Source organism: Bradyrhizobium sp. 23AC (assembly GCF_054863025.1).
Genome location: NZ_JAVAYN010000007.1, coordinates 406432 through 426964, shown reverse-complemented (window position 1 = coordinate 426964; position 20533 = coordinate 406432). Strand labels below are relative to the sequence as shown.

At 65.7% G+C, this 20533-nt stretch carries 21 protein-coding genes; 18 read left to right on the top strand and 3 right to left on the bottom strand.

Translation table 11 applies throughout. The annotated features are described in order from the left end of the window. Positions 1-79 precede the first annotated feature (79 nt). From RAD10_RS20125 to surE, 10 genes are all read left to right on the top strand, one after another. Positions 80-1678, top strand: coding sequence for an SPOR domain-containing protein (locus RAD10_RS20125; RefSeq protein ID WP_461618905.1), 1599 nt, complete (start codon positions 80-82; stop codon positions 1676-1678). 46 nt (positions 1679-1724) lie between these two features. Beyond that, positions 1725-2753, top strand: a complete 1029-nt coding sequence (nagZ, locus tag RAD10_RS20120) for a beta-N-acetylhexosaminidase (protein ID WP_461618904.1) — start codon at positions 1725-1727, stop codon at positions 2751-2753. Beyond that, positions 2750-3589: a segregation and condensation protein A gene (locus RAD10_RS20115; RefSeq protein ID WP_018317872.1), complete on the top strand. Its 840-nt coding sequence runs from the start codon at positions 2750-2752 to the stop codon at positions 3587-3589. Before nagZ ends, RAD10_RS20115 begins: the two co-directional genes overlap by 4 nt. Before the next feature lie 21 nt (positions 3590-3610). Then, positions 3611-4375 carry an SMC-Scp complex subunit ScpB gene (gene scpB / locus RAD10_RS20110; RefSeq protein WP_461618903.1) on the top strand — a complete coding sequence of 255 codons (765 nt, stop codon included), beginning with the start codon at positions 3611-3613 and terminating at the stop codon, positions 4373-4375. A 167-nt stretch (positions 4376-4542) separates the two neighbouring features. Continuing rightward, a complete protein-coding gene (locus RAD10_RS20105; protein ID WP_028145381.1) occupies positions 4543-4776 on the top strand; it encodes a twin-arginine translocase TatA/TatE family subunit in 234 nt (77 codons plus the stop codon). Positions 4777-4866: 90 nt separating this feature from the next. Continuing rightward, on the top strand, positions 4867-5370 hold the full coding sequence (gene tatB, locus RAD10_RS20100; RefSeq protein ID WP_461618902.1) for a Sec-independent protein translocase protein TatB: 504 nt from the start codon (positions 4867-4869) through the stop codon (positions 5368-5370). Beyond that, positions 5367-6185: a twin-arginine translocase subunit TatC gene (tatC, locus tag RAD10_RS20095; protein WP_018317876.1), complete on the top strand. Its 819-nt coding sequence runs from the start codon at positions 5367-5369 to the stop codon at positions 6183-6185. Before tatB ends, tatC begins: the two co-directional genes overlap by 4 nt. 194 nt (positions 6186-6379) lie before the next feature. Next, complete coding sequence (gene serS / locus RAD10_RS20090) at positions 6380-7711, top strand: serine--tRNA ligase (RefSeq protein ID WP_461618901.1); 1332 nt, start codon at positions 6380-6382, stop codon at positions 7709-7711. 153 nt (positions 7712-7864) lie between these two features. After that, on the top strand, positions 7865-8227 hold the full coding sequence (locus RAD10_RS20085) for a hypothetical protein (protein ID WP_461618900.1): 363 nt from the start codon (positions 7865-7867) through the stop codon (positions 8225-8227). 95 nt (positions 8228-8322) lie between these two features. After that, positions 8323-9090 (top strand): 5'/3'-nucleotidase SurE, encoded by a 768-nt coding sequence (gene surE, locus RAD10_RS20080; protein WP_461618899.1) that lies wholly within the window; start codon positions 8323-8325, stop codon positions 9088-9090. A gap of 2 nt (positions 9091-9092) precedes the next feature. On the opposite strand, the gene RAD10_RS20075 is transcribed toward surE, so the two are convergent. After that, entirely contained in the window at positions 9093-9464 is a 372-nt protein-coding gene (locus tag RAD10_RS20075; protein WP_008547195.1) for a response regulator, read from the bottom strand. Positions 9465-9692: 228 nt separating this feature from the next. On the opposite strand from RAD10_RS20075, the gene RAD10_RS20070 reads away from it, so the two are divergent. After that, a complete protein-coding gene (locus RAD10_RS20070) occupies positions 9693-10343 on the top strand; it encodes a protein-L-isoaspartate(D-aspartate) O-methyltransferase (RefSeq protein ID WP_461618898.1) in 651 nt (216 codons plus the stop codon). A gap of 109 nt (positions 10344-10452) precedes the next feature. Beyond that, entirely contained in the window at positions 10453-11853 is a 1401-nt protein-coding gene (locus tag RAD10_RS20065) for a peptidoglycan DD-metalloendopeptidase family protein (protein ID WP_461618897.1), read from the top strand. 178 nt (positions 11854-12031) lie between these two features. Here RAD10_RS20065 and RAD10_RS20060 read toward each other — a convergent pair whose 3' ends face one another. Continuing rightward, entirely contained in the window at positions 12032-13024 is a 993-nt protein-coding gene (locus tag RAD10_RS20060) for an ATP-binding protein (protein WP_461618896.1), read from the bottom strand. 182 nt (positions 13025-13206) lie between these two features. On the opposite strand from RAD10_RS20060, the gene yajC reads away from it, so the two are divergent. Genes yajC through RAD10_RS20030 form a run of 6 tightly spaced genes read left to right on the top strand, consistent with a single transcriptional unit; the run spans position 13207 to position 18868 of the window. Continuing rightward, positions 13207-13581, top strand: coding sequence for a preprotein translocase subunit YajC (gene yajC / locus RAD10_RS20055; protein WP_014495068.1), 375 nt, complete (start codon positions 13207-13209; stop codon positions 13579-13581). A 47-nt stretch (positions 13582-13628) separates the two neighbouring features. Beyond that, on the top strand, positions 13629-15233 hold the full coding sequence (gene secD, locus RAD10_RS20050; RefSeq protein ID WP_104464795.1) for a protein translocase subunit SecD: 1605 nt from the start codon (positions 13629-13631) through the stop codon (positions 15231-15233). A gap of 10 nt (positions 15234-15243) precedes the next feature. Beyond that, positions 15244-16263, top strand: a complete 1020-nt coding sequence (gene secF / locus RAD10_RS20045) for a protein translocase subunit SecF (RefSeq protein WP_461618895.1) — start codon at positions 15244-15246, stop codon at positions 16261-16263. A gap of 60 nt (positions 16264-16323) precedes the next feature. Next, complete coding sequence (locus RAD10_RS20040; RefSeq protein WP_028144478.1) at positions 16324-16707, top strand: Mth938-like domain-containing protein; 384 nt, start codon at positions 16324-16326, stop codon at positions 16705-16707. A gap of 7 nt (positions 16708-16714) precedes the next feature. Beyond that, positions 16715-17578 (top strand): phytoene/squalene synthase family protein, encoded by an 864-nt coding sequence (locus RAD10_RS20035; protein WP_461618894.1) that lies wholly within the window; start codon positions 16715-16717, stop codon positions 17576-17578. Positions 17579-17623: 45 nt separating this feature from the next. After that, the gene (locus RAD10_RS20030) at positions 17624-18868 is read left to right on the top strand and encodes a threonine ammonia-lyase (protein WP_461618893.1); all 1245 of its coding nucleotides are present in this window, start codon (positions 17624-17626) and stop codon (positions 18866-18868) included. A 32-nt stretch (positions 18869-18900) separates the two neighbouring features. Here RAD10_RS20030 and RAD10_RS20025 read toward each other — a convergent pair whose 3' ends face one another. Further along, the gene (locus RAD10_RS20025) at positions 18901-20454 is read right to left on the bottom strand and encodes a winged helix-turn-helix domain-containing protein (protein WP_461618892.1); all 1554 of its coding nucleotides are present in this window, start codon (positions 20452-20454) and stop codon (positions 18901-18903) included. Positions 20455-20533 lie beyond the last annotated feature (79 nt).

Here is a 20533-nt window from a genome sequence, read left to right as displayed (position 1 = left end):
TTGGTTGAAAGCCTTGTGGGTCGAAAGCCGTGCCTTGGTCGAGGGGCGCGCGGCTTTCCCGAAGGGACGCATCATCACGATGGCCGAACGATATCAGGACAGACCGTTTCCCTCCGATGACTATGGTCGCGGTGGCGCCCAGCATGGCAAGGCGGACAGCGATCCCTTGGCCGAGCTCGCCCGCCTGATCGGACAGACCGATCCGTTCGCAGCTCAGGGGCGGCCCGGCGCACATCCGCCGGCAGCCCCCGCGCCCGCACAGGGCTATCAGGACGACGACTATCGGCAAGAGGATCGGCAAGACGATTATCAACAGGACTATGCCGAGCAGGCCCGGCCGGCGCAGCCCGGGCCGCCCTCGTGGATGCGGCGCGCCAACGTGCAACCGCAGCCGGCGCCAGCTCCCGAGCCCGACTATCCCGTATCCGTAAACCCGGTTCATCCGTTGCACCGCTATTCAGCCCAGCCCGCAGCGTCCGAGCCTGAACTTCATCAGCCGCAGGCTTATCAGGATCACGCCTATCAGGTGCAGTCCCACCAGGGGCAAGCCTACCAGGATCAGGCCTACCAGCAGGATCAGGCTTACCAGCAACAGGCCTATCAGGAGCCACATCAGCAGCCCGATCCGGCGCGTTACGACGATGCGCTCTACGGCCGGCTGGAGGCAGGCGAGCAGGACTATCAGCGCGAGCCGGCCTATCCCGACGATCCCTACGCGTATCAGAGCGACTATCCCGATGCGGAGGTCGATGAGCCCAAGAAGCAGCGCGGCGGCATGATCACGGTCGCGGCGATCCTGGCGCTTGCCGTGGTCGGCACCGGCGCCGCCTTCGCTTACAAGACCTATGTCGGCTCGCCCCGCAGCGGTGAGCCGCCGATCATCAAGGCCGACAACACTCCGACCAAGATCGTGCCGGCGCCGACGGATTCCTCGGCCAAGGTGCCGGATCGCATGGTGAGCGGCGATGGCACCGAGAAGATCGTGCCGCGCGAAGAAGCGCCGGTCGACGTCAACGCCAAGGCGGGCGGTCCCCGCGTGGTGTTCCCGCCGTTGAACCAGAATGCGAACCCGCCGTCGGTGGCGAGCGTGTCGCCGTCTGCGGTGCCGCCGCCGAGCACGGGCGCGAGCAACGGCACCATGCCGAACAATTCGCCGCGCCCGATCAGGACTGTCGCCGTGAAGGGCGATCAGACCGATAGCGCCACGCCGCAATCGGCCGCTGCCGCCAAGCCCTCAGCCGGGCCGAAACCTGTTGCTGCGCCCGTTGCACCGGCGGCGCCGCGCAATCCGCCGACCTCGGCCAATGCCAGCGCCAACCAACCGATGTCGCTGGCACCGCAGTCGGTCCCGGCAGCCGAACCGCCGCAGCGGATGGCTGCGACCACCCCGACGCAGATCGCGCCCGCCAGCAGCGGCGGTGGCGGCTACATCGTGCAGGTCTCCTCGCAGCAGAGCGAGGATAGCGCGGCAGCGTCGTATCGCGTGCTTCAGAGCAAGTATGGCAGCGTGCTCGGCTCCCGTTCGCCGGTGATCAAGCGCGTCGACCTCAGCGACAAGGGCAAGGGCGTCGTCTACCGCGCCTTCGCTGGGCCCTATGGTTCGGCCGAGGAAGCGACGCACGCCTGCAACAGCCTGAAGTCCGCGGGCTTGTCCGCCTGCTTCGTCCAGAGGAATTAACGGCCGTTTCCTTGACCCCCTCGCGGGTCAGGGTTAATCGGCCGTTATGAGCACGCGGGCCTTCATTACCGGTGTATCCGGAACGGAACTGACCGCCGTCGAGCGGGAGTTTATCCGCGACCAGCGCCCATGGGGCTTCATCCTCTTCAAGCGCAATGTCGCAACGCCAGCTCAAGTCGCTGCACTGGTTGCGGAATTGCGGACGGCGGCGGGTACCGCCGACGCGCCTGTCCTGATCGATCAGGAAGGCGGACGGGTGCAGCGGCTGGGTCCGCCGCACTGGCCGGTCTACCCGCCGGGCGCCGTTTTCTCGATCTTGTACGACACTGATTCGGCCCTCGGGCTCACCGCGGCGCGCCTGTCCGCCCGTCTGATCGCAGCCGATCTTGCCGATCTCGGCATCACCGTGGATTGCCTGCCGCTGGCCGACGTGCCGGTCGAGGGCGCCGATGCCGTCATCGGGAACAGGGCTTATGGCACCGAGCCCGGCAAGGTCGCGGCGATTGCCCGCGCTGTCACCGAGGGCCTGGAGCTGGGCGGCGTGTTGCCGGTCCTCAAGCACATCCCCGGACATGGCCGGGCCACTGCCGACACCCATTTCAAGCTGCCGACGGTCGATACGCCCAGGGGCGAGCTGGAACAGACCGACTTCGCCGCGTTCAAGCCGCTGTCGGACCTGCCGATGGCCATGACTGCACATGTTGTGTTTAGCGCGGTCGACCCCGCCCATCCGGCGACGACATCTGCGACAATGATTGCTGACGTGATTCGCGGCGCAATCGGGTTCCAGGGTTTGTTAATGAGTGATGACGTGTCGATGAACGCGCTGTCGGGGAATATCGCCGAGCGGACCCGCGCCATCTTCGCGGCCGGCTGCGACATGGCCCTGCATTGCAACGGCAATATCGAGGAGATGCGCGAGGTCGCCGGCCAGACACCTGAGCTGTCGGGCCGGGCGCTGGAGCGGGCGAACGCCGCGCTCGCCGCGCGCAAGGCGCCGCAACCGCTCGACCGCGTCGCCGCACGCACTGAGCTGGACGCATTGATCGCACGGGCAAACACGGCATCCGCATGACCGCAGAAATTCTATCTTTCGAAACCGGGCGGCCCGCAGAGCTTGCCGAGGGTGAGCCGGCGTTGGTGGTGGACGTCGAGGGCTATGAGGGCCCGCTCGATCTGCTGCTCGCGCTGGCGCGGCAGCAGAAGGTCGACCTCGCCAAGATCTCGATCCTGGCGCTGGCCGACCAGTATCTCCACTTCATCGAAGCCGCGCGAAAGATCCGGCTCGAGCTCGCCGCCGACTATCTCGTCATGGCGGCATGGCTCGCCTTCCTGAAGTCGCGCCTGCTGCTGCCGGAGCCGCCGAGCGCGGAAGGCCCCAGCGCCGAGCAGATGGCGACAGCGCTCGCCAACCGCCTGCGCCGGCTGGAGGCCATCCGCGAAGCCGCCAACCGGCTGATGAACAGGCAGCAATTGCTGCGCGACATCTTCCCGCGCGGCGAGCCCGAGCAGATCGCCGAGATCAAGCATCCGAAATACACGGCGACGCTGTACGATTTGCTCACCGCCTATGCCTCGCAGCGCCAGTCGCGCGTGCTGGCGAGCGTGCATCTGGCCAAGCGCACGGTGTGGTCGCTCGCCGAGGCGCGCGCCACGCTGGAGCGGCTGGTCGGCAGCATCAGCGAGCAGGACGATTGGGGCGTGCTCGACGACTTCCTGGTCCGGCACGTCGCAGATCCGACCCAGCGCGCGACGGTGTTCGCCTCGAGCTTTGCTGCTGCGCTCGAATTGGTGCGCGAAGGTCAGCTGGAGCTGAACCAGAAAGAGGCGTTTGCGCCCATCTATTTCCGGAAGGGGCGCCCCAAACCGGTCCCGGACGCAGCTCCTGCGCCTGATGCGCCGGTCGGTTAAGTGCAAGAAGGAGAAGCTGCCATGGCAAGCCTGGCTGAAGTGCGGGTAGAAGAGGCCGAGCCGATGGAGAACGAATCCCAGGCACGTCCCGAGGAATTGCGGCTGCTGGAAGCGCTGCTGTTTGCTTCGAGTGAACCGCTGGATACCGCGACGCTGGCCAAGCGCATGCCCGAGGGCGTCGACGTCAAGGCCGCGCTTGAGCAATTGCAGGCCGACTACGCCTTGCGCGGGGTGAATCTCGTTCGCGTTGCCAACAAATGGACCTTCCGCACGGCCGGCGATCTCGCCTGGCTGATGACGCGGGAGAGCACCGAGACCCGCCGCCTGTCGCGCGCGGCGATCGAGGTGCTGGCGATCATCGCCTATCACCAGCCCGTGACGCGCGCCGAGATCGAAGAGATCCGTGGCGTCGTCACCTCGAAGGGCACCCTCGACGTGCTGCTGGAGACCGGCTGGATCAAGCCGCGTGGCCGTCGCAAGACGCCCGGCCGTCCGCTGACCTTCGGAACCACCGAGGACTTCCTGTCGCAGTTCACCCTGGAACAGCTCGGCGATCTGCCGGGCCTCGAGGAGCTGAAGGGCACGGGCCTCCTGGATTCGCGCCTGCCGACCGGATTCAGCGTGCCGACGCCGTCGGACGACCCGCAGCTTCGCGAGGACGAGGATCCCTTGGAACCGGGCGAGGACCTTGATCTGGCGCTGGCGCCTGCGGTCGAGCCCGAGAGCCCGGAAGAGACGCCGGAAGGCGGCAATGAGGGTGGTGGCGAAGGCAGCACCGAAGAGTGAGGCCCTTGCGTTTTACCGGTGCCCTGCGACCGGTTAACACTAGCAAGATTACGTAGTGCCAACAGCGAATTGGCGCTGCCTAGGTCCTTGTTTTTGAGACCTGCCAAGCCTAGGTTTCGGTGAAGATCGGCCGGGTCCCCGGCCATGCGCGTTTGGAGGGTTGCAGGATGGGTTCACTCAGCATTTGGCACTGGATCCTGGTGATCGCAGTGGTCCTGCTGCTGTTCGGCCGCGGCAAGATTTCGGATCTGATGGGCGACGTGGCGCAGGGCATCAAGGCGTTCAAGAAGGGCATGCAGGACGACGACAAGCCCGCCGAGAAGCCCGAGCCGGCCAAGTCCATCGAGCACAATAATGCGCCGACCGCGGCGCGGTCCGACGTCGGCAGCAAGGCCGTCTGAGCCGGAAGAAGCACGCGAGACGCGGGTAGCGGCCCGATCCTGCGCGCAAGGGATTGGGCCGGCTGCGGCTTCGCGTGAACGGAAGACCTCATGTTCGACATCGGGTGGAGTGAACTGGTCCTGATCGGGGTCGTGGCCCTGATCGCCATCGGCCCGAAAGAGCTGCCGGGCGTGCTGCGCATGGTCGGCCAGTGGATGGGCAAGGCCCGCAAGATGGCCGCCGAATTCCAGGGCCAGTTCCAGGAGGCGATGCGCGAGGCCGAAATGGCCGACCTCAAGAAGAGCTTCGACGAGGTCAAGGAAGCCGCGACCGGCTTCACTAGCAACAATCCGCTGACCTCGCTCCAGAAGGACGTCAGCGACGCACTGCGCGTCGATGCGCTGGACAAGCCGGCCGAGACGCCCGCGACCGCGGCTATCGAGTCGCCGACGACACCAACGACACCGGAAGCGCCGACGCCCGCGACCTTCATGGAAGCCGAGGCGCATGCGGCTGCGAACGAGCCGCTTGCGATCACCCGTGAGGTCGAGCAGGCGCAGGTTGCGCAGGACACCGCGCCATCCGAAGCGATCAAGGACGCCAAAGCGTCATGACCGACGCCGATATCGAGGCCAGCAAAGCCCCGCTGATGGACCATCTGATCGAGCTGCGTTCGCGGCTGATCAAGGCGCTGCTCGGCTTTGGCATTGCGTTCATCTTCTGCTTCTTCTTCGCCAAGCAGATATTCAACGTGTTGGTATGGCCATATGTCCTGGCCGTCGGCGATCCCGCAAACGCCAAGCTCATTTACACCGCGTTCCTGGAATATTTCCTGACCCAGCTGAAGCTGGCGATGTTTGGCGCGGCCTTCATCTCGTTCCCGATCGTGGCGGGGCAGGTCTACATGTTCGTGGCGCCTGGGCTCTACAAGCACGAGAAGCAGGCCTTCCTGCCGTATCTGGTCGCGACGCCGTTCTTTTTCGTGCTGGGTGCGGCGCTGGTCTATTTCGTTGTGTTCCCGATGCTGGCGCGCTTCTCGCTTGGCATGCAGCAACTCGGCAGCGACGAGACCGCAAAGATCGAGCTGTTGCCGAAGGTCGGCGAATATCTGTCGCTGATGATGTCGCTGATCTTTGCCTTCGGCATTGCCTTCCAGCTTCCGGTGATCCTGACGCTGCTTGGCCGCATCGGCATCATCACCTCGAAGATGTTGCGCGAGAAGCGGCGCTATTTCATCGTCATCGCCTTCGTCATCGCGGCGGTGCTGACGCCGCCCGACGTGATCAGCCAGTGCTCGCTGGCGATTCCGCTGATGGCGCTCTATGAGGGCTCGATCATCGCGGTGGCGATGGTGGAGAAGAAGGCCGCCGCCGCGGCGCAGGCCGCCACCGGCACCGACGTGTCGACGCCGGCCAATCCGGCGGAGTAGGGCGCCGCCCCACGCTCCGGTGTCATTCCCCGCGCATGCGGGGAATCCAGTACGCCGCGGCCCCTCGGAGAATCACCACCCTCTCTGGAATACTGGATCATCCGCCTTCGCGGATGATGACAGCTGTGCTAGGGGACGCGCTGACGTACAACGTTTGCCCTTGTATGTTTACGCGCTGATCCAGGACCACAGCCATGCACGACATCAAATCGATCCGCGACAATCCGCAAGCCTTCGACGCCGGCCTCGCCCGGCGCGGCCTGAAGCCGTTGTCGGCCTCGCTGCTCGCGATCGACGAGACGCGGCGCGCGGCGATCCTGGCCTCCGAGCAGGCGCAGGCTCGGCGCAACGCGGCCTCCAAGGAAATCGGCGACGCCAAGAAGGCCAAGGACGAGGCGCGCGCGGCCAAGCTGATGGCCGAGGTCGCCGAGCTCAAGACCACGATGCCGCAGCTCGAGGCCGCCGCGAAAGCCGCCGATGAGGAGCTGACCAAAGAGCTGGCCGCGATCCCGAACATTCCGTTCGACGAAGTGCCCGATGGTGTCGACGAGCACGGCAACGTGCAGCGCCACGTGTTCGGCGACAAGCGCAACTACGGCTTTGCGCCGAAGCTGCATGACGATCTCGGCACCGCGCTCGGTGACATGGATTTCGAGGCGGCGGCAAGACTCTCCGGCGCCCGCTTCGTCGTGCTGAAGAAGAGACTGGCGCGGCTCGAACGCGCGCTCGGCCAATTCATGCTGAATCTGCACGTCGACGAGCACGGCTATACCGAGATCAATCCGCCGCTGCTGGTGCGCAACGAGATCATGTTCGGCACCGGACAATTGCCGAAGTTCGAGGATGATCAGTTCTGGGCGATCAAGGGCGAGCTCCTTGCCTCGCCCGACCAGGAGCGGCTGAGGACAGAGCGCCTCGGCCTCATTCCGACCGCCGAAGTCTCGCTCACCAACCTCGCGCGCGAATCCATTCTCGACGAGAAGCAATTGCCGATGCGCCTCACCGCGCTGACGCCGTGCTTCCGCGCCGAGGCGGGTGCTGCCGGGCGTGACACGCGCGGCATGATCCGCCAGCACCAGTTCACCAAGGTCGAGCTGGTCTCGATCACGACGCCGGAGGTGAGCAAGGACGAGCTGGAGCGCATGCTGTCCTGCGCCGAGCAGGTGCTGCAGCGGCTCGGGCTGCATTATCGCGTGATGACGCTTTGCGCAGGAGACATGGGTTTCTCGTCGCAAAAAACCTATGACATCGAGGTCTGGATGCCGGGGCAGGGCGAGGGCGGGGCATTCCGCGAGATCTCGAGCTGCTCGGTCTGCGGCGACTTCCAGGCACGACGCATGGATGCGCGCTCGCGCGGTCCCGACGGCAAGCCACGTTTCGTCCACACGCTGAACGGTTCGGGCACCGCGCTCGGCCGCGCGCTGATCGCCGTGATGGAGACCTATCAGCAGGAGGACGGCTCGATCGCAGTCCCCGACGTGCTGCAGCCCTATATGGGCGGCGTGAAGGTGATCGGGCGCGACTAAAGCGTTTTCGGGCGAAGTGGGTACCGGTTCGCGTCAAGAAAGCGCGTCAAGACGAGAATCGCGGTGCCCGTCTGAAATGTTGGAAACGATCGGTTGCGAAGATCGGGCGGCCGGCTATCCTGCCGGCCACCCGACAACGCGAACCCACCGTTCATGGCCTTGCACCGCGACATCTTCTGGGTCGGCCGACAATGGGCGGTGACGGGGGCGGGCATCCAGGCCGTCGATCAGCGCCTGCGCGGCGTGCTCGACATCGAGATCGCCCGGCTCTGGGACGACGATCTCGTGCAGAGCCGGCGGGCCAAGCCCGGTGTGAATGCTGCCGACTTCGACAACGCGCTGACGGTGGCGCGCGAACGCTTTCCGCAGACGCCGGAGCCGGATGCGTTCGTTGCGCAATTGGAGGCGCTCGGCGTGATCGAGGCTGCCGTCGTCAGTCCGGCGGTACCTGCGATGAGTCTGCGTGCGGAGGGGCGGCTGGCGCGCTTCCTTCCGCAATGGCGCATCCGCCGGTAGGACGTGGCCGGGAACCTCCGATCAGCCGGTTTGCCTGATCGGCCGGAGCCGGATAAGACGGCTCAGACCCCGCTTTTTTGGAATCGACCCTTCGCATGCGCATTCTCTGCACCAATGACGACGGCATTCACGCCCCCGGCCTCAAGGTCGTGGAGGAGATCGCGCGCGCATTGTCCGACGACGTCTGGGTGGTGGCGCCCGAGCTCGACCAGTCCGGCGTGTCGCATTCGCTGTCGCTGAACGATCCCTTGCGCCTGCGCGAAGTCGGCCCGCGGCACTTTGCCGTGCGCGGCACGCCGACCGACTGCGTCATCATGGGCGCGCGCCATATCCTTGGGTCCAAGCTGCCCGACGTCGTGCTGTCCGGGGTCAACAAGGGCCGCAACGTCGCCGAGGACGTGGTCTATTCCGGCACCATCGCCGGCGCGCTGGAAGGCACCATCTTGGGGTTGCCGTCATTCGCGCTGTCGCAGGAGTTCAGCGTCGAGACCCGCGAGCGCCCGCCATGGGACACCGCACGCAAATTCGGGCCCGACATCCTGCGCAAGGTGATTGCCGCGGGCATTCCGAAGGACACCGTCATCAACGTCAACTTCCCGTCCTGCGCGCCCGAGGATGTGCTGGGCATCCGCGTCACGCGCCAGGGCAAGCGCAATCTCGGTTTCCTCAGGATCGACGAGCGCCAGGACGGCCGCGGCAATCCCTATTTCTGGATCGGCTTCGAGCGCGCCGCGATGATGGACACGCCGGCGGACGGCACCGATCTGGCGGCGCTTCGCGAGCGCTATGTTTCGGTCACGCCGCTCAGGCTCGATCGCACCAACGAAGCGTTTTCCGAAGAGCTCAGCGCGACGTTGAAGTAACGCTAGCCGCCGCGAAGTGCGGCTTCGATGGTCTTGCCGAGCGCGTCGAGCTGGAACGGCTTTTGAAGCGCGGGCCGGTCGCGGTACTGCTCGGGCAGGCCGGAGGAGCCGTAGCCGGTGGCGAAGATGAACGGGCAGCCTTTCGCCTTGATCACGTCGGCGACCGGCGAGATGACCTTGCCGTTGACGTTGACGTCGAGAATGGCGATGTCGAACTCGGTCGCCTGGGCGAGCCGCATGGCCTCGGTGATGTCGCCGGCCTCAGCTGCGACCTTGTAGCCGAGCTCTTCGAGCATGTCCGCGACCATCATCCTGATCATCACCTCGTCCTCGACGAGGAATACAGAGCGGCCGGAAAGCCCTGTCGCGGTCATAGTTGAGTCCCTTGCCCATTGCCAAAAACGTTCGCAGATAACACGAATTGACGCAATGCGCGTTTCGACGAACGGATACCTGAAAATGGTCATCGCGGCTCGCCCGTGGCAAGCCAATTTGTGGTCAAATGCTCCAGGCGAAGGTTATCATGGGTTCCTGAGCAGGAACACGATTCCTGCGCCCGGGATTAACGTCCACCGGCCCCGGCAAGACAGCACAAGCAGGCAATGACCCCCGATCAGCATCCGCCGGAAAAGATGATGTTTCAGCTCACGCTGAGGCGTCGGGGCATCAGCGATCAGGCGGTGCTGCGAACCATGGAGGAGGTGCCCCGCGAGCTTTTCGTCGACGAGGCCGATCGCGACGGCGCCTATCGTGACAGCGCGCTGCCGATCGCCTGCGGGCAGACCATCAGCCAGCCCTTCGTCGTGGCCTACATGACCGAGCAGCTCCAGCTTCAGAAGCGGCACCGCGTGCTCGAGATCGGGGCAGGTTCCGGCTATCAGGCCGCTGTGCTGTCGCGGCTCGCCGGCCAGGTCCTGACCGTCGAACGCTATCGCAAGCTTGCCGATACGGCACGCGCCCGGCTCGAAAAGCTCGGCTGTCACAATGTCGAGGTGATGCTCGGCGACGGGCTCAATCTGCCACCCAATATCGGCCCGTTCGACCGCATCATCGTCACCGCCGCAGTGGAGCAGCTTCCGGACAATTTGGTCGAGCGGCTCGAGGTCGGCGGCATCCTGATCGCGCCGGTCGGCCCGCATCAGGGCGTGCAGACGCTGATCCGCCTGACCCGCACCGAAGCCGGGATCGAGCGCAAGGAACTCGTCGAGGTCCGCTTCGTGCCGGCACTGCCCGGGGTGGCGCGGGAGCTGTAGATTTCCGGATCGGCTGCGCCGCCAACATCTTATTGGGAGGGTTAAGCCGTTATTTACTCGGCGCGTGTTTACTTAAAACACCAGTTCTGTTGCGTACGAGTGAGTAACCATGTCCGTCGTCGCCGAGTTGCTTTACTCGCGCCGCGTACCGCAGGTCGCGGTGCTGGCGCTGATTTCCTTCAGCTTCGCAGGGTGCAGCGCCGACATGTCGTCGCGGCTGTCCCAGTCGAACTTCTCCAACCCCTTCTCCTCTGAGCAGACCGGTTCGGTGCAGCAGGCCCCGCCGCCGCAGCAGCGCGAGCTGCCGCAATATTCGCGGCCGCAGACACAGCCGGGCTATTATCAGTCGCAGCCCTTGCCGCCGCCGGCGGTGTCCGCACCGCAATCCTATCCCGTCACGGGTGGTGGTGGCGTGTCCGGAGGCGGGCGCGGCGTCAGCTCCTACGCGCCCCCGGCGCAGCCGCATCTTGAGACCACGGCCACCGTGCCGCCGCGCTCCGTTGCCGCGGCTCAGCCGTCCGGAGGCACCAAGATCATCGTCGGCACCAGCGATACGCTCGACGTGCTCGCCAAGCGTTATCGTGTCACGCCGCAGGCGATCCTCGCGGCCAACGGCTACAAGGGGCCGCGTTCGCTCTCGCCTGGCCAGCAGCTGATCATCCCGCATCCGGCCACGGCCGCTGCGCCCGCGCCCGCGTTGGCTCCCGTCGCGGCGGCTCCCGCCATGGCGCCTGCAGCCAAGCCGGTTGCGGCCATTGCTGCGCCGCCGAGCACCCACTTCGTCAACCACGGCGACACGCTCGCCAGCATCGCCCGCAAGAACCATATTTCGTCGGCTGAGCTCGCCCGTGCCAACGGCCTCGATCCGTCGGCCAAGCTCAAGCTCGGCACCAAGTTGACCGTGCCCGGTGCCAGGACCGCTGCCCTCGCGGCGCCGGTTGCGGCGGCTCCCGTCGGGGCTGCTCCGGTTGTCGGGACGCTCCAGCCGGTTGCTGCCGCTCCCGCACCCGCCACCAAGATGGCGGCTGTCGCCGCGCCGGTGCAGAGCGCTCGCCTGGCCCAGGCCACGGCCAATGTCGAAGAGAAGCCCGCTGAAGCTCCGGCGAAAGCTGCGGAGACCACGAGCGCGCTGCCGACCTTCCGCTGGCCGGTGCGCGGCAAGGTGGTCACGAGCTACGGCGCCAAGACCAATGGCAAGTCCAATGACGGCATCAATCTCGCGGTGCCCGAGGGGACGCCGGTCAAGGCGGCCGAAGACGGCGTCGTGGCCTATTCCGGCAACGAGCTGAAGGGTTACGGCAATCTGGTCCTGGTTCGGCACTCCAACGGCTACGTCACCGCATATGCCCATGCGAGTGAGCTGATGGTGAAGCGCGGCGATACCATCAAGCGCGGTCAGGTCATTGCCAAGTCGGGTCAATCCGGGGAGGTGGCGTCGCCGCAGCTCCACTTCGAGATCCGCAAGGGATCGAGCCCGGTTGACCCGCTTCAATTCCTGAACGGGGCGTGAGGCGCCGCCAGCCCCTCATCACACGAACGGTGTCATCGCCCGCGAAAGCGGGCGATCCAGTATTCCAGAGACAGTTGTGGTTGAGCCGATAGGCCGCGGCGTACTGGATTCCCCGCTCCAGTGCGCAATTGCGCACAAGGCGGGGGAATGACAGTTGTGAGTGGGGTGAAAGCCAGCCTTACTTCGCCGTCAGCTTCACGCCCAGCCGGCCCGCCAGCTCCTGCACGAACTGCCAGGCGACGCGGCCCGAGCGGGAGCCGCGGGTGGTCGACCATTCCAGCGCCTCGCGCTCCAGCGCCTCATCGTCGACCTCAATGCCGAAATGGCTGCAATAGCCGCGCACCATCGCGAGGTATTCGTCCTGGCTGCAGCGGTGGAAGCCGAGCCAGAGGCCGAAGCGATCAGACAGTGACACCTTCTCTTCGACGGCTTCGCCGGGATTGATCGCGGTCGAGCGCTCGTTCTCGATCATGTCGCGCGCCAGCAGATGGCGGCGGTTGGAGGTGGCGTAGAGGATGACATTCTCGGGCCGGCCCTCGATGCCGCCTTCGAGCACGGCCTTCAGCGATTTGTAAGACGCGTCATTGCCGTCGAAGGAGAGGTCGTCGATGAACACGATGAAGTGGAAGCTGGCGTCCCGGAGCTTCTCCATCAGCATCGGCAGCGTTTCGATGTCCTCGCGGTGGATCTCGATCAGCTTCACCCTGTCTGCCGGCTTGCGCTCCGCATTGATGCTGGCGTGCGCTGCCTTGACCAGCGACGATTTGCCCATGCCGCGCGCGCCCCAGAGCAGCGCGTTGTTGGCGGGCAGGCCATTGGCGAAGCGCTCGGTGTTCTCCATCAGGATGTCGCGCATCCGATCGACGCCCTTGAGCAGGAACAGCTCGACGCGGCTGACCCGCGGCACTGCGGCGAGGCGACCGTCGGGGTGCCAGACATAGGCATCGGCCTGCTTGAACGATTCGCGTTCGAGGGCCGGCTTGCCCTGGGCGGACAGGTGCGCCGCAATGGTCTCCAGCGCGCGGACCATGCGCTCCTGGGAGAGGTCTGGGGCTGCCTTGACGGCCCCATTGGTCGTCCCCTTGGGGCGTTTTGCCGCGACGGGGGCGGACTTGCGGGCAGGGGTGCGGGGGCCTTTGCCGGCCGGGCTTTTGCTTGGGTTTTTGGGCATGTCCGAAGTTCCTGAGAACGCAGCCTTATCGGGCCTGAGGGCGCGCCGCAAGGTGGGTCAAAAGGGCAGTCTGGCAGCGTTGCAATTGGGGCAATGGCCGCTATAGTCCGCGCGAATTTGACCGAACCGGTCGCCTTTGAGGGCCTGACCGGCTTTCCCCCGTTCTCACGAGGATCGTCCGAATGCTGATTACCCCTGCGTATGCCCAGGCCGCGGGCGCCGGCGACACCAACAGCATGTTGATGTCGCTGCTGCCGTTCGCCCTGATCTTCGTGATCATGTACTTCCTGATTCTGCGTCCGCAGCAGAAGAAGGTCCGTGACCACGCCGACCTCGTGAAGAATATCCGCCGCGGCGACACCGTCGTGACCTCGGGCGGCCTCGTCGGCAAGGTCACCAAGGTCGTCGACGACGACCAGATCGAGTTCGAGATTTCCGACGGCGTGCGCGTGCGGCAGATGCGCCAGATGATCTCGGGCGTGCGCGCCAAGGGCGAGCCGGCGAAGGAATCGAAGGATAGCAAGGAAGCCGCCAAGGACGACGCCGCCTCGAAGTGAGCGCGTCCGCGAGCATCTCAAGTCTCCTGATCTGACAGGTCCAGTCGATGTTGTATTTCACGCGGTGGAAGGCGCTCGGGATCATCCTGACGGCGCTGATCGTGTGCCTCTGCGCGGTCCCGAACTTCTTCCCCGAGTCGCAGGTCAAGACCTGGCCCGCCTGGGCGCAGCGCCGGCTCGTGCTCGGCCTCGACCTCCAGGGCGGCTCCTACCTGCTGCTCGAGGTCGATTCCAACTACGTGAAGAAGGAAAGGCTCGACCAGGTCCGCGACGACGTTCGACGCACGCTGCGCGATGCCAAGATCGGCTTCACCGGCGGCGTGACCGTGCGCAACGACGCGGTCGAGGTTCGCATCACCAAGGAATCCGACGCTCAGGCTGCGCTCGCCAAGCTGCGCGAACTGTCTCAGCCGCTGGGCGGCCTGATGGGATCCAGCGGTCAGCGCGACCTCGAGGTGACCGATGCTGGCGGCGGGGTGATCCGCCTGAGCGTCCCGCAGGCCGCAATGCTCGATCGCCTGCGCAAAACCATCGAGCAGTCGATCCAGATCGTCGAACGCCGCGTCAACGAGCTCGGCACCGTCGAGCCCGTGATCCAGCGCCAGGGCAATGACCGCATCCTGGTGCAGGTCCCCGGCCTTCAGGACCCGACCCGCCTGAAGGAGCTGCTGGGCAAGACTGCGAAGATGGAATTCCGCATGGTCGACACCTCCGTGCCGCCGGATCAGGCGCAAGCGGGCAGGTTGCCGCCGGAATCCGAACTCCTGATGAGCGCATCGCCGCCGCCGACGCCCTATGTGGTCAAGAAGCAGGTGCTGGTCGCCGGTGGCGATCTGACCGACGCTCAGGCGAGCTTCGACCAGCGCACGGGCGAGCCGGTCGTCAGCTTCAAGTTCAACACCTCGGGTGCGCGCAAGTTCTCGCAGGCCACGCAGGAGAATGTGGGGCTGCCGTTCGCGATCGTCCTGGATAACAAGGTGATTTCGGCACCCGTCATCCGCGAGCCCATCACCGGCGGCCAGGGCCAGATCTCCGGCAGCTTCACCGTGCAGTCGGCCAACGATCTGGCGATCCTCTTGCGCGCCGGCGCGCTGCCGGCACCGCTCACGGTGGTCGAGGAGCGCACCGTCGGTCCGGGCCTCGGCCAGGACTCGATCGAGAAGGGCGAACTCGCGGCCTATGTCGGCTCGATCCTCGTCATCATCTTCATGCTGCTGACCTACCGGCTGTTCGGGGTGTTCGCGAACATCGCCGTGGCCATCAACGTCGCCATGATCTTCGGCCTGTTGTCGCTGCTCAACGCCACGCTGACGCTGCCCGGCATCGCCGGCATCGTGCTCACCGTCGGCATCGCCGTGGACTCCAACGTGCTGATTTACGAGCGCATCCGTGAGGAGCTGCGCGGCGGCCGCAACGCGATCTCGGCGATCGATGCCGGCTTCAAGCGGGCGCTCGCGACCATCCTCGATTCCAACATCACAACCTTCATTGCCGCCGCGGTGCTGTTCTACATCGGCACCGGCCCGGTGCGCGGCTTCGCCGTGACGCTCGGCATCGGCATCATCACCACGGTGTTCACCGCCTTCACGCTGACGCGGCTGATCGTCGCCTGGTGGGTGCGGTGGAAGCGGCCGCAGAGCGTGCCGATCTAGGAGCCTGATCGTGACTCACACCGTTCTCATCGGGCTCGGCGTCCTCATTGCCGTCCTCACCGTGGTTGCCGCGCTCGGCCTGCTGCCGTCGCTGCGTATCGTCCCTGACGATACGCATTTCGATTTCACGCGCTTCCGCCGCATCAGCTTCCCGATCTCGGCGGCGCTGTCGATCGTCGCGATCACGCTGTTCTTCACCCATGGCCTGAATTTCGGCATCGACTTCCGCGGCGGCACGCTGCTGGAGGTCAGGGCCAAGTCCGGCGCCGCCGACATTGCCGCGATGCGCACGACGTTGGATGGATTGCGTCTGGGCGAAGTGCAGTTGCAGCAGTTCGGCGATGCCGCGAACGTCCTGATCCGCGTCGCGGAGCAGCCGGGCGGCGATGCCGCGCAGCAGGAGGCGGTGCAGAAGGTTCGTTCCGCGCTCGGCGATTCCGTCGAGTATCGCCGCGTCGAAGTGGTCGGCCCGCGCGTCTCCGGCGAGCTGCTGGCATTCGGCATGCTCGGCCTGATGCTCGCGATCGTCTCGATCCTGATCTATCTCTGGTTCCGGTTCGAATGGCAGTTCGCGCTTGGCGCCATGATCGCCAACGTGCACGACATCGTGCTCACGATCGGCTTCATGTCGATCAGCCAGGTCGATTTCGACCTGACCAGCATCGCCGCGCTTCTGACCATCCTGGGCTATTCGCTCAACGACACCGTCGTCATCTACGACCGAATCCGTGAAATGCTGCGGCGCTACAAGAAGATGCCGATGCCGCAGCTGCTCAACGAGTCCATCAACTCGACGCTGTCGCGCTCGATCATCACCCACTTCACGGTGACGCTGGCGCTGCTGGCGCTGCTCCTGTTCGGCGGTCACGCGATCCACAGCTTCACGGCGGTGATGATGTTCGGCGTTGTGCTGGTCGGCACCTACACCTCGATCTTCATCGCGGCGCCGATCCTGATCTATCTCGGCGTTGGCGAGCATCGCGAGGATGCGCCCGATACCGCTACGCCGGCGAAGAAAAGCAAGGCATGATCCGAACCGCATGCCCTCGCAGGCGTTTGCGAGGGCAGTAAGCCCATTCGGACGAAGCTCATGGCCGGCGATCCCAACGCACCGCATTTCCCGCGCTCGGCGCCGATCGAGGCCTATGGCAAGGGCGGCTTCGCCTTTGCCGGCATGTCGCATCGGGGCTCGCTGCTGTGCCTGCCCGACGCGATCTGGGCCTGGGACGTGACGGATCCCCAGAAGATCGACCGCTATTCGCTGGACCGGGTCTTCACGGCCGCCAACAGCATCGACACGCTCCTGATCGGCACCGGAACCGGGGTCTGGCTGCCGCCGCCGGCGCTGCGGCAGGCGCTCAAGGCGGTGAGGGTGGTGCTGGACACGATGCAGACCGGTCCCGCCGTGCGCACCTACAACATCATGATCGGCGAACGGCGGCGGGTCGCCGCTGCGCTGATCGCGGTGCCATGAACAGCACATGAGCAGCGCCGCGCCGCCGCCCGATTCCGTCACTTTCTGCGCCGATCTCGTGCGCAGCCATGACTTTCCGCGCTATGCTGCGACGCTGTTCGCGCCCGCCGCCGAGCGCCGCGCGCTGCTGGCGCTCTATGCCTTCAATGTCGAGATCGTCCGCGTCCGCGATCAGGTGAGCCAGCCCTTGCCCGGCGAAATCCGCTTTCAATGGTGGACCGATCTGTTTTCCGGCCTGGTCCACGGCAGCGCCGAGGGCAATCCGGTCGCGGCGGAGCTGCTGCGTGCGATCCGCGATTTCGACCTGCCGGTCGAGCCGCTGTCGCTGCTCGTCGACGAGCACCAGTTCGACCTCTACAACGATCCGATGCCGACCATGGCGGCGCTGGAGGGCTATCTGGCCGCGACCTCATCGGCGCTGTTCGTTCTGGCGGCGCAGATTCTGGCGCCGCCCTCGGACGCCACCGAGCATCTCGCCCGTCATGCCGGGTTGGCGCAGGGCATCGTCCAGGTCATTGCAAATCTGCCGCGCGATGCCGCGCACCGGCAACTGTTCCTGCCGCAGCAGCTGCTGGCGAGCCACGATTGCAACATGGAGGATGTGTTCGCCGGCAAGGAGACGCCGAATTTGCGTGCCGTGCTGGAGCAGCTCGCGGGCGAAGCAAGGCAGCATCTGGCTACGGCCCTGTCGTTGCTGGCGGAGGTGCCGGCGGCGGCTCGGGCAGCATTTCTGCCGCTCGGGCAGGTGCGGGCCGATCTCAAGCTGCTGTCGCAACCCGGGCGCAACCCGTTTACGCCGAGGCAATCGTCCCGGCTGCGCACGCTGTGGACGCTGTGGCGGGCTTCGCGGTCGCGTGAGTTTACCAAATAGCGGCTGGCTTATCGCTTGGACCGGCCAAATGGCCTATGCTGTCCTATGGCTGACTTGTCCCCAATCTCGCCCTTCGATCTCAGCGGTCTGCCGGTCGCCCCAAGCGACATTGCTGCCGCCGCCGAGACGATCAGGGGCGCCGTCGTCGAGACGCCCTGCAGCTACAGCCGCACGCTGAGCAGCATCTGCGGCTGCGAGATCTGGCTCAAATTCGAGAACCTCCAGTTCACCTCCTCGTTCAAGGAGCGGGGCGCGCTCAACCGCCTCACCGCGCTGACGCCGGAGGAGCGCGCGCGGGGCGTGATCGCCATGTCGGCCGGAAACCACGCGCAGGGCGTGGCCTATCACGCCAAACGGCTCGGTATTCCCGCCACCATCGTCATGCCGGTCGGTACGCCCATGGTGAAGGTCGAGAACACCAGGCATCACGGCGCTGAAGTGGTCGTCACGGGCGCGACGCTGGAGGAGGCGGCCGCGTTCGCGCGCAGCCACGGCGAAGCCAGAAGCATGATCTTCGTCCACCCCTACGACGATCCGCTGGTGATCGCGGGGCAGGGCACGGTCGGGCTGGAGATGATGAGGGCCGTGCCGGAACTCGACACGCTGGTCGTGCCGATCGGCGGCGGCGGCCTCATCAGCGGAATCGGTATCGCCGCGAAATCGATCAAGCCGTCGCTGCGAATCCTCGGCGTCGAGGCCTGGCTCTATCCCTCGATGTACAACGCCATCCATGACGGCAATCTGCCGGCGCGGGGCGACACGCTGGCCGAAGGCATCGCGGTGAAATCGCCCGGCAAGATCTCCACGGAAATCGTCCGCCGCCTCGTCGACGACATTGCGCTCGTCAACGAAGCCGAGCTCGAGCGCGCGGTCGCGACCCTGATCTCGATCGAGAAGACGGTCGTCGAGGGCGCCGGCGCCGCCGGCCTTGCCGCGCTGATGTCCGATCCGACCCGCTTTGCCGGCCAGAAGGTCGGCCTCGTCCTGAGCGGCGGCAATATCGACACGCGGCTGATCGCATCCGTCCTCACCCGCGAGCTGGCGCGCGAGGGGCGGTTGACCCAGCTCTCGCTCGACATTCCTGACAGACCCGGGCAATTGGCCGCCGTGGCGGCCCTCCTGGCCGAAGCCGGCGCCAACATCATCGAGGTTTCGCACCAGCGGACCTTCTCCGACCTGCCGGCCAAGGCCACGCTCCTGCAACTCGTCATCGAGACCCGCGACAGCGCCCATCTCGACGAGGTGATGGCAAAGCTCAGCGCATCCGGATTGAGCGCGCGCTGCACGTAGGGCACGTTGAGACGCCAGGCCGGGGCTGGGCGCTACTCCGGAAGGCCCGCGACGCGGAGGGCATCTCCGAGCGAGGAAGCGAGCGCTGGCGCGCAGTTGACGCCCTGAAATTGACGGCCATAGCGGAACGTCGGGTGCAGCTCCAGCACCCGCGCGGCCGCCGCCTTCGCCTCCTGCAATCGTCCAAGCTTTGCCAGCGCCGCGGCCAATTGCACATGGGTAATGCTGTGGCGAGGATTGGCCTGAACCGAGCGGTAAGCGGCGCGGCACGCCTCCTCATATCGGCCGCGATGGAAGTGCCCCATCGCCTGCGCGTCGAATGTGGCGAAAGCCCAGGGATCGAACGGACTGAGCCGCAGGCCTCGTTCGCTCCATTCAATAGCCCGGTCGGCCTCTCCGCCCCAGCCGAGCATGACGCTGCCGAGGATGTAGGTCAGTGCCGATGATGGGCTGATAGCGAGCGCGGCCTCGAACGCGATGAAGGCTGCGGAGCGATCGTGCCCGTCCATGCCGATCGAAAAGCCCGCGAGCGTGAGAGCAAGCGCATCATCCTGGCCATGGGCGATGGCCGAGCGCGCATGGCAGATCGAGGCCTCGCGATTGGTCTCCTGCAAACCGGCTCTAAGGAACAGGAAGTGATGGCACATCGCCGCATTGCCGTGCGCGAGTGCGTACGCAGGCTCGAGCGCGATCGCACGTTCGAGCAGCACGAGCGCCTGGGCGACCTGGGCCGGCATGCCGGAATCGACGTCCGGCTGGGCGCGCAGGACGAGATCATAGGCATCCAGGCTGTCCGGCCGCTTGCGGCTGACCCTGTTGATTTCGGCGCGCCGCAGGCTGGGCGCGATCGCACCGACGGTCGACGATGCGATGTCGTCCTGGAGGGCGAAGACGTCTTCGGACCGGCGGTCAAATCGCTCGGCCCAGACGTGCATGCCAGTCGACGCATCGATCAACTGGCCGGTGATGCGGACCAGCGTGCCGGTCTTGCGGACACTGCCTTCCAGCACGTAGCGTACGCCAAGTTCGCGGCCGACCTGCTTCACGTCCACCGCGCGGCCCTTATAGGCGAATGTGGAATTCCGCGCGATCACGAACAGCCAGTTGATGCGCGAGAGGCCGGTGATGATGTCGTCAACCATCCCATCGGCAAAATAGTCCTGCTCCTCGTTGCCGCTCAAGTTCGTGAAAGGCAACACTGCGATCGACGGCCTGTCGGGCAATGACAGCAACGGCGCTTGCGGTGTTGCTCGTGCGGGATCCGGATCGGACTTCGTCACGATGGGGCCGACATAGCGATAGCCGCGGCGCGGCAGCGTTTCGATCCAATGCGCCTCGCCGGAGATGTCCGCCAGCATGCGCCGCACCGCCGCGATCTGGACGGTCAGATTGCTGTCCTCGACGGCCTGGGCGGGCCAGGCCGCCTCGATCAAGGCATCTTTTGAAACAGGCACACCAGCCTGCCGGACGAGGAGTGCCAGGAGCAGCACTGCGCGCTGGCCGAGTGCGGTCGGCTCAGCACCGTGGAACAGGATCCCCTCATCGCCATCGAGCCGAAAGGGACCAAATTCAAGGATCGTGGCCATCGCCGAAGAAGGCCACATTTCGCAGGTTTTTTGCAACGTTTTCCGAACGGCTTCGCGACTTTCCGGCTGGATGGGACCA

What these genes read in the sequence shown, in the direction of transcription:
- RAD10_RS20125 (WP_461618905.1), top strand. Translation starts at nt 80, where the DNA reads ATGGCCGAACGATATCAGGACAGACCGTTTCCCTCCGATGACTATGGT.
- nagZ (WP_461618904.1), top strand. Translation starts at nt 1,725, where the DNA reads ATGAGCACGCGGGCCTTCATTACCGGTGTATCCGGAACGGAACTGACC.
- RAD10_RS20115 (WP_018317872.1), top strand. Translation starts at nt 2,750, where the DNA reads ATGACCGCAGAAATTCTATCTTTCGAAACCGGGCGGCCCGCAGAGCTT.
- scpB (WP_461618903.1), top strand. Translation starts at nt 3,611, where the DNA reads ATGGCAAGCCTGGCTGAAGTGCGGGTAGAAGAGGCCGAGCCGATGGAG.
- RAD10_RS20105 (WP_028145381.1), top strand. Translation starts at nt 4,543, where the DNA reads ATGGGTTCACTCAGCATTTGGCACTGGATCCTGGTGATCGCAGTGGTC.
- tatB (WP_461618902.1), top strand. Translation starts at nt 4,867, where the DNA reads ATGTTCGACATCGGGTGGAGTGAACTGGTCCTGATCGGGGTCGTGGCC.
- tatC (WP_018317876.1), top strand. Translation starts at nt 5,367, where the DNA reads ATGACCGACGCCGATATCGAGGCCAGCAAAGCCCCGCTGATGGACCAT.
- serS (WP_461618901.1), top strand. Translation starts at nt 6,380, where the DNA reads ATGCACGACATCAAATCGATCCGCGACAATCCGCAAGCCTTCGACGCC.
- RAD10_RS20085 (WP_461618900.1), top strand. Translation starts at nt 7,865, where the DNA reads ATGGCCTTGCACCGCGACATCTTCTGGGTCGGCCGACAATGGGCGGTG.
- surE (WP_461618899.1), top strand. Translation starts at nt 8,323, where the DNA reads ATGCGCATTCTCTGCACCAATGACGACGGCATTCACGCCCCCGGCCTC.
- RAD10_RS20075 (WP_008547195.1), bottom strand. Translation starts at nt 9,464, where the DNA reads ATGACCGCGACAGGGCTTTCCGGCCGCTCTGTATTCCTCGTCGAGGAC.
- RAD10_RS20070 (WP_461618898.1), top strand. Translation starts at nt 9,693, where the DNA reads ATGACCCCCGATCAGCATCCGCCGGAAAAGATGATGTTTCAGCTCACG.
- RAD10_RS20065 (WP_461618897.1), top strand. Translation starts at nt 10,453, where the DNA reads ATGTCCGTCGTCGCCGAGTTGCTTTACTCGCGCCGCGTACCGCAGGTC.
- RAD10_RS20060 (WP_461618896.1), bottom strand. Translation starts at nt 13,024, where the DNA reads ATGCCCAAAAACCCAAGCAAAAGCCCGGCCGGCAAAGGCCCCCGCACC.
- yajC (WP_014495068.1), top strand. Translation starts at nt 13,207, where the DNA reads ATGCTGATTACCCCTGCGTATGCCCAGGCCGCGGGCGCCGGCGACACC.
- secD (WP_104464795.1), top strand. Translation starts at nt 13,629, where the DNA reads ATGTTGTATTTCACGCGGTGGAAGGCGCTCGGGATCATCCTGACGGCG.
- RAD10_RS20040 (WP_028144478.1), top strand. Translation starts at nt 16,324, where the DNA reads ATGGCCGGCGATCCCAACGCACCGCATTTCCCGCGCTCGGCGCCGATC.
- RAD10_RS20035 (WP_461618894.1), top strand. Translation starts at nt 16,715, where the DNA reads ATGAGCAGCGCCGCGCCGCCGCCCGATTCCGTCACTTTCTGCGCCGAT.
- RAD10_RS20030 (WP_461618893.1), top strand. Translation starts at nt 17,624, where the DNA reads ATGGCTGACTTGTCCCCAATCTCGCCCTTCGATCTCAGCGGTCTGCCG.
- RAD10_RS20025 (WP_461618892.1), bottom strand. Translation starts at nt 20,454, where the DNA reads ATGGCCACGATCCTTGAATTTGGTCCCTTTCGGCTCGATGGCGATGAG.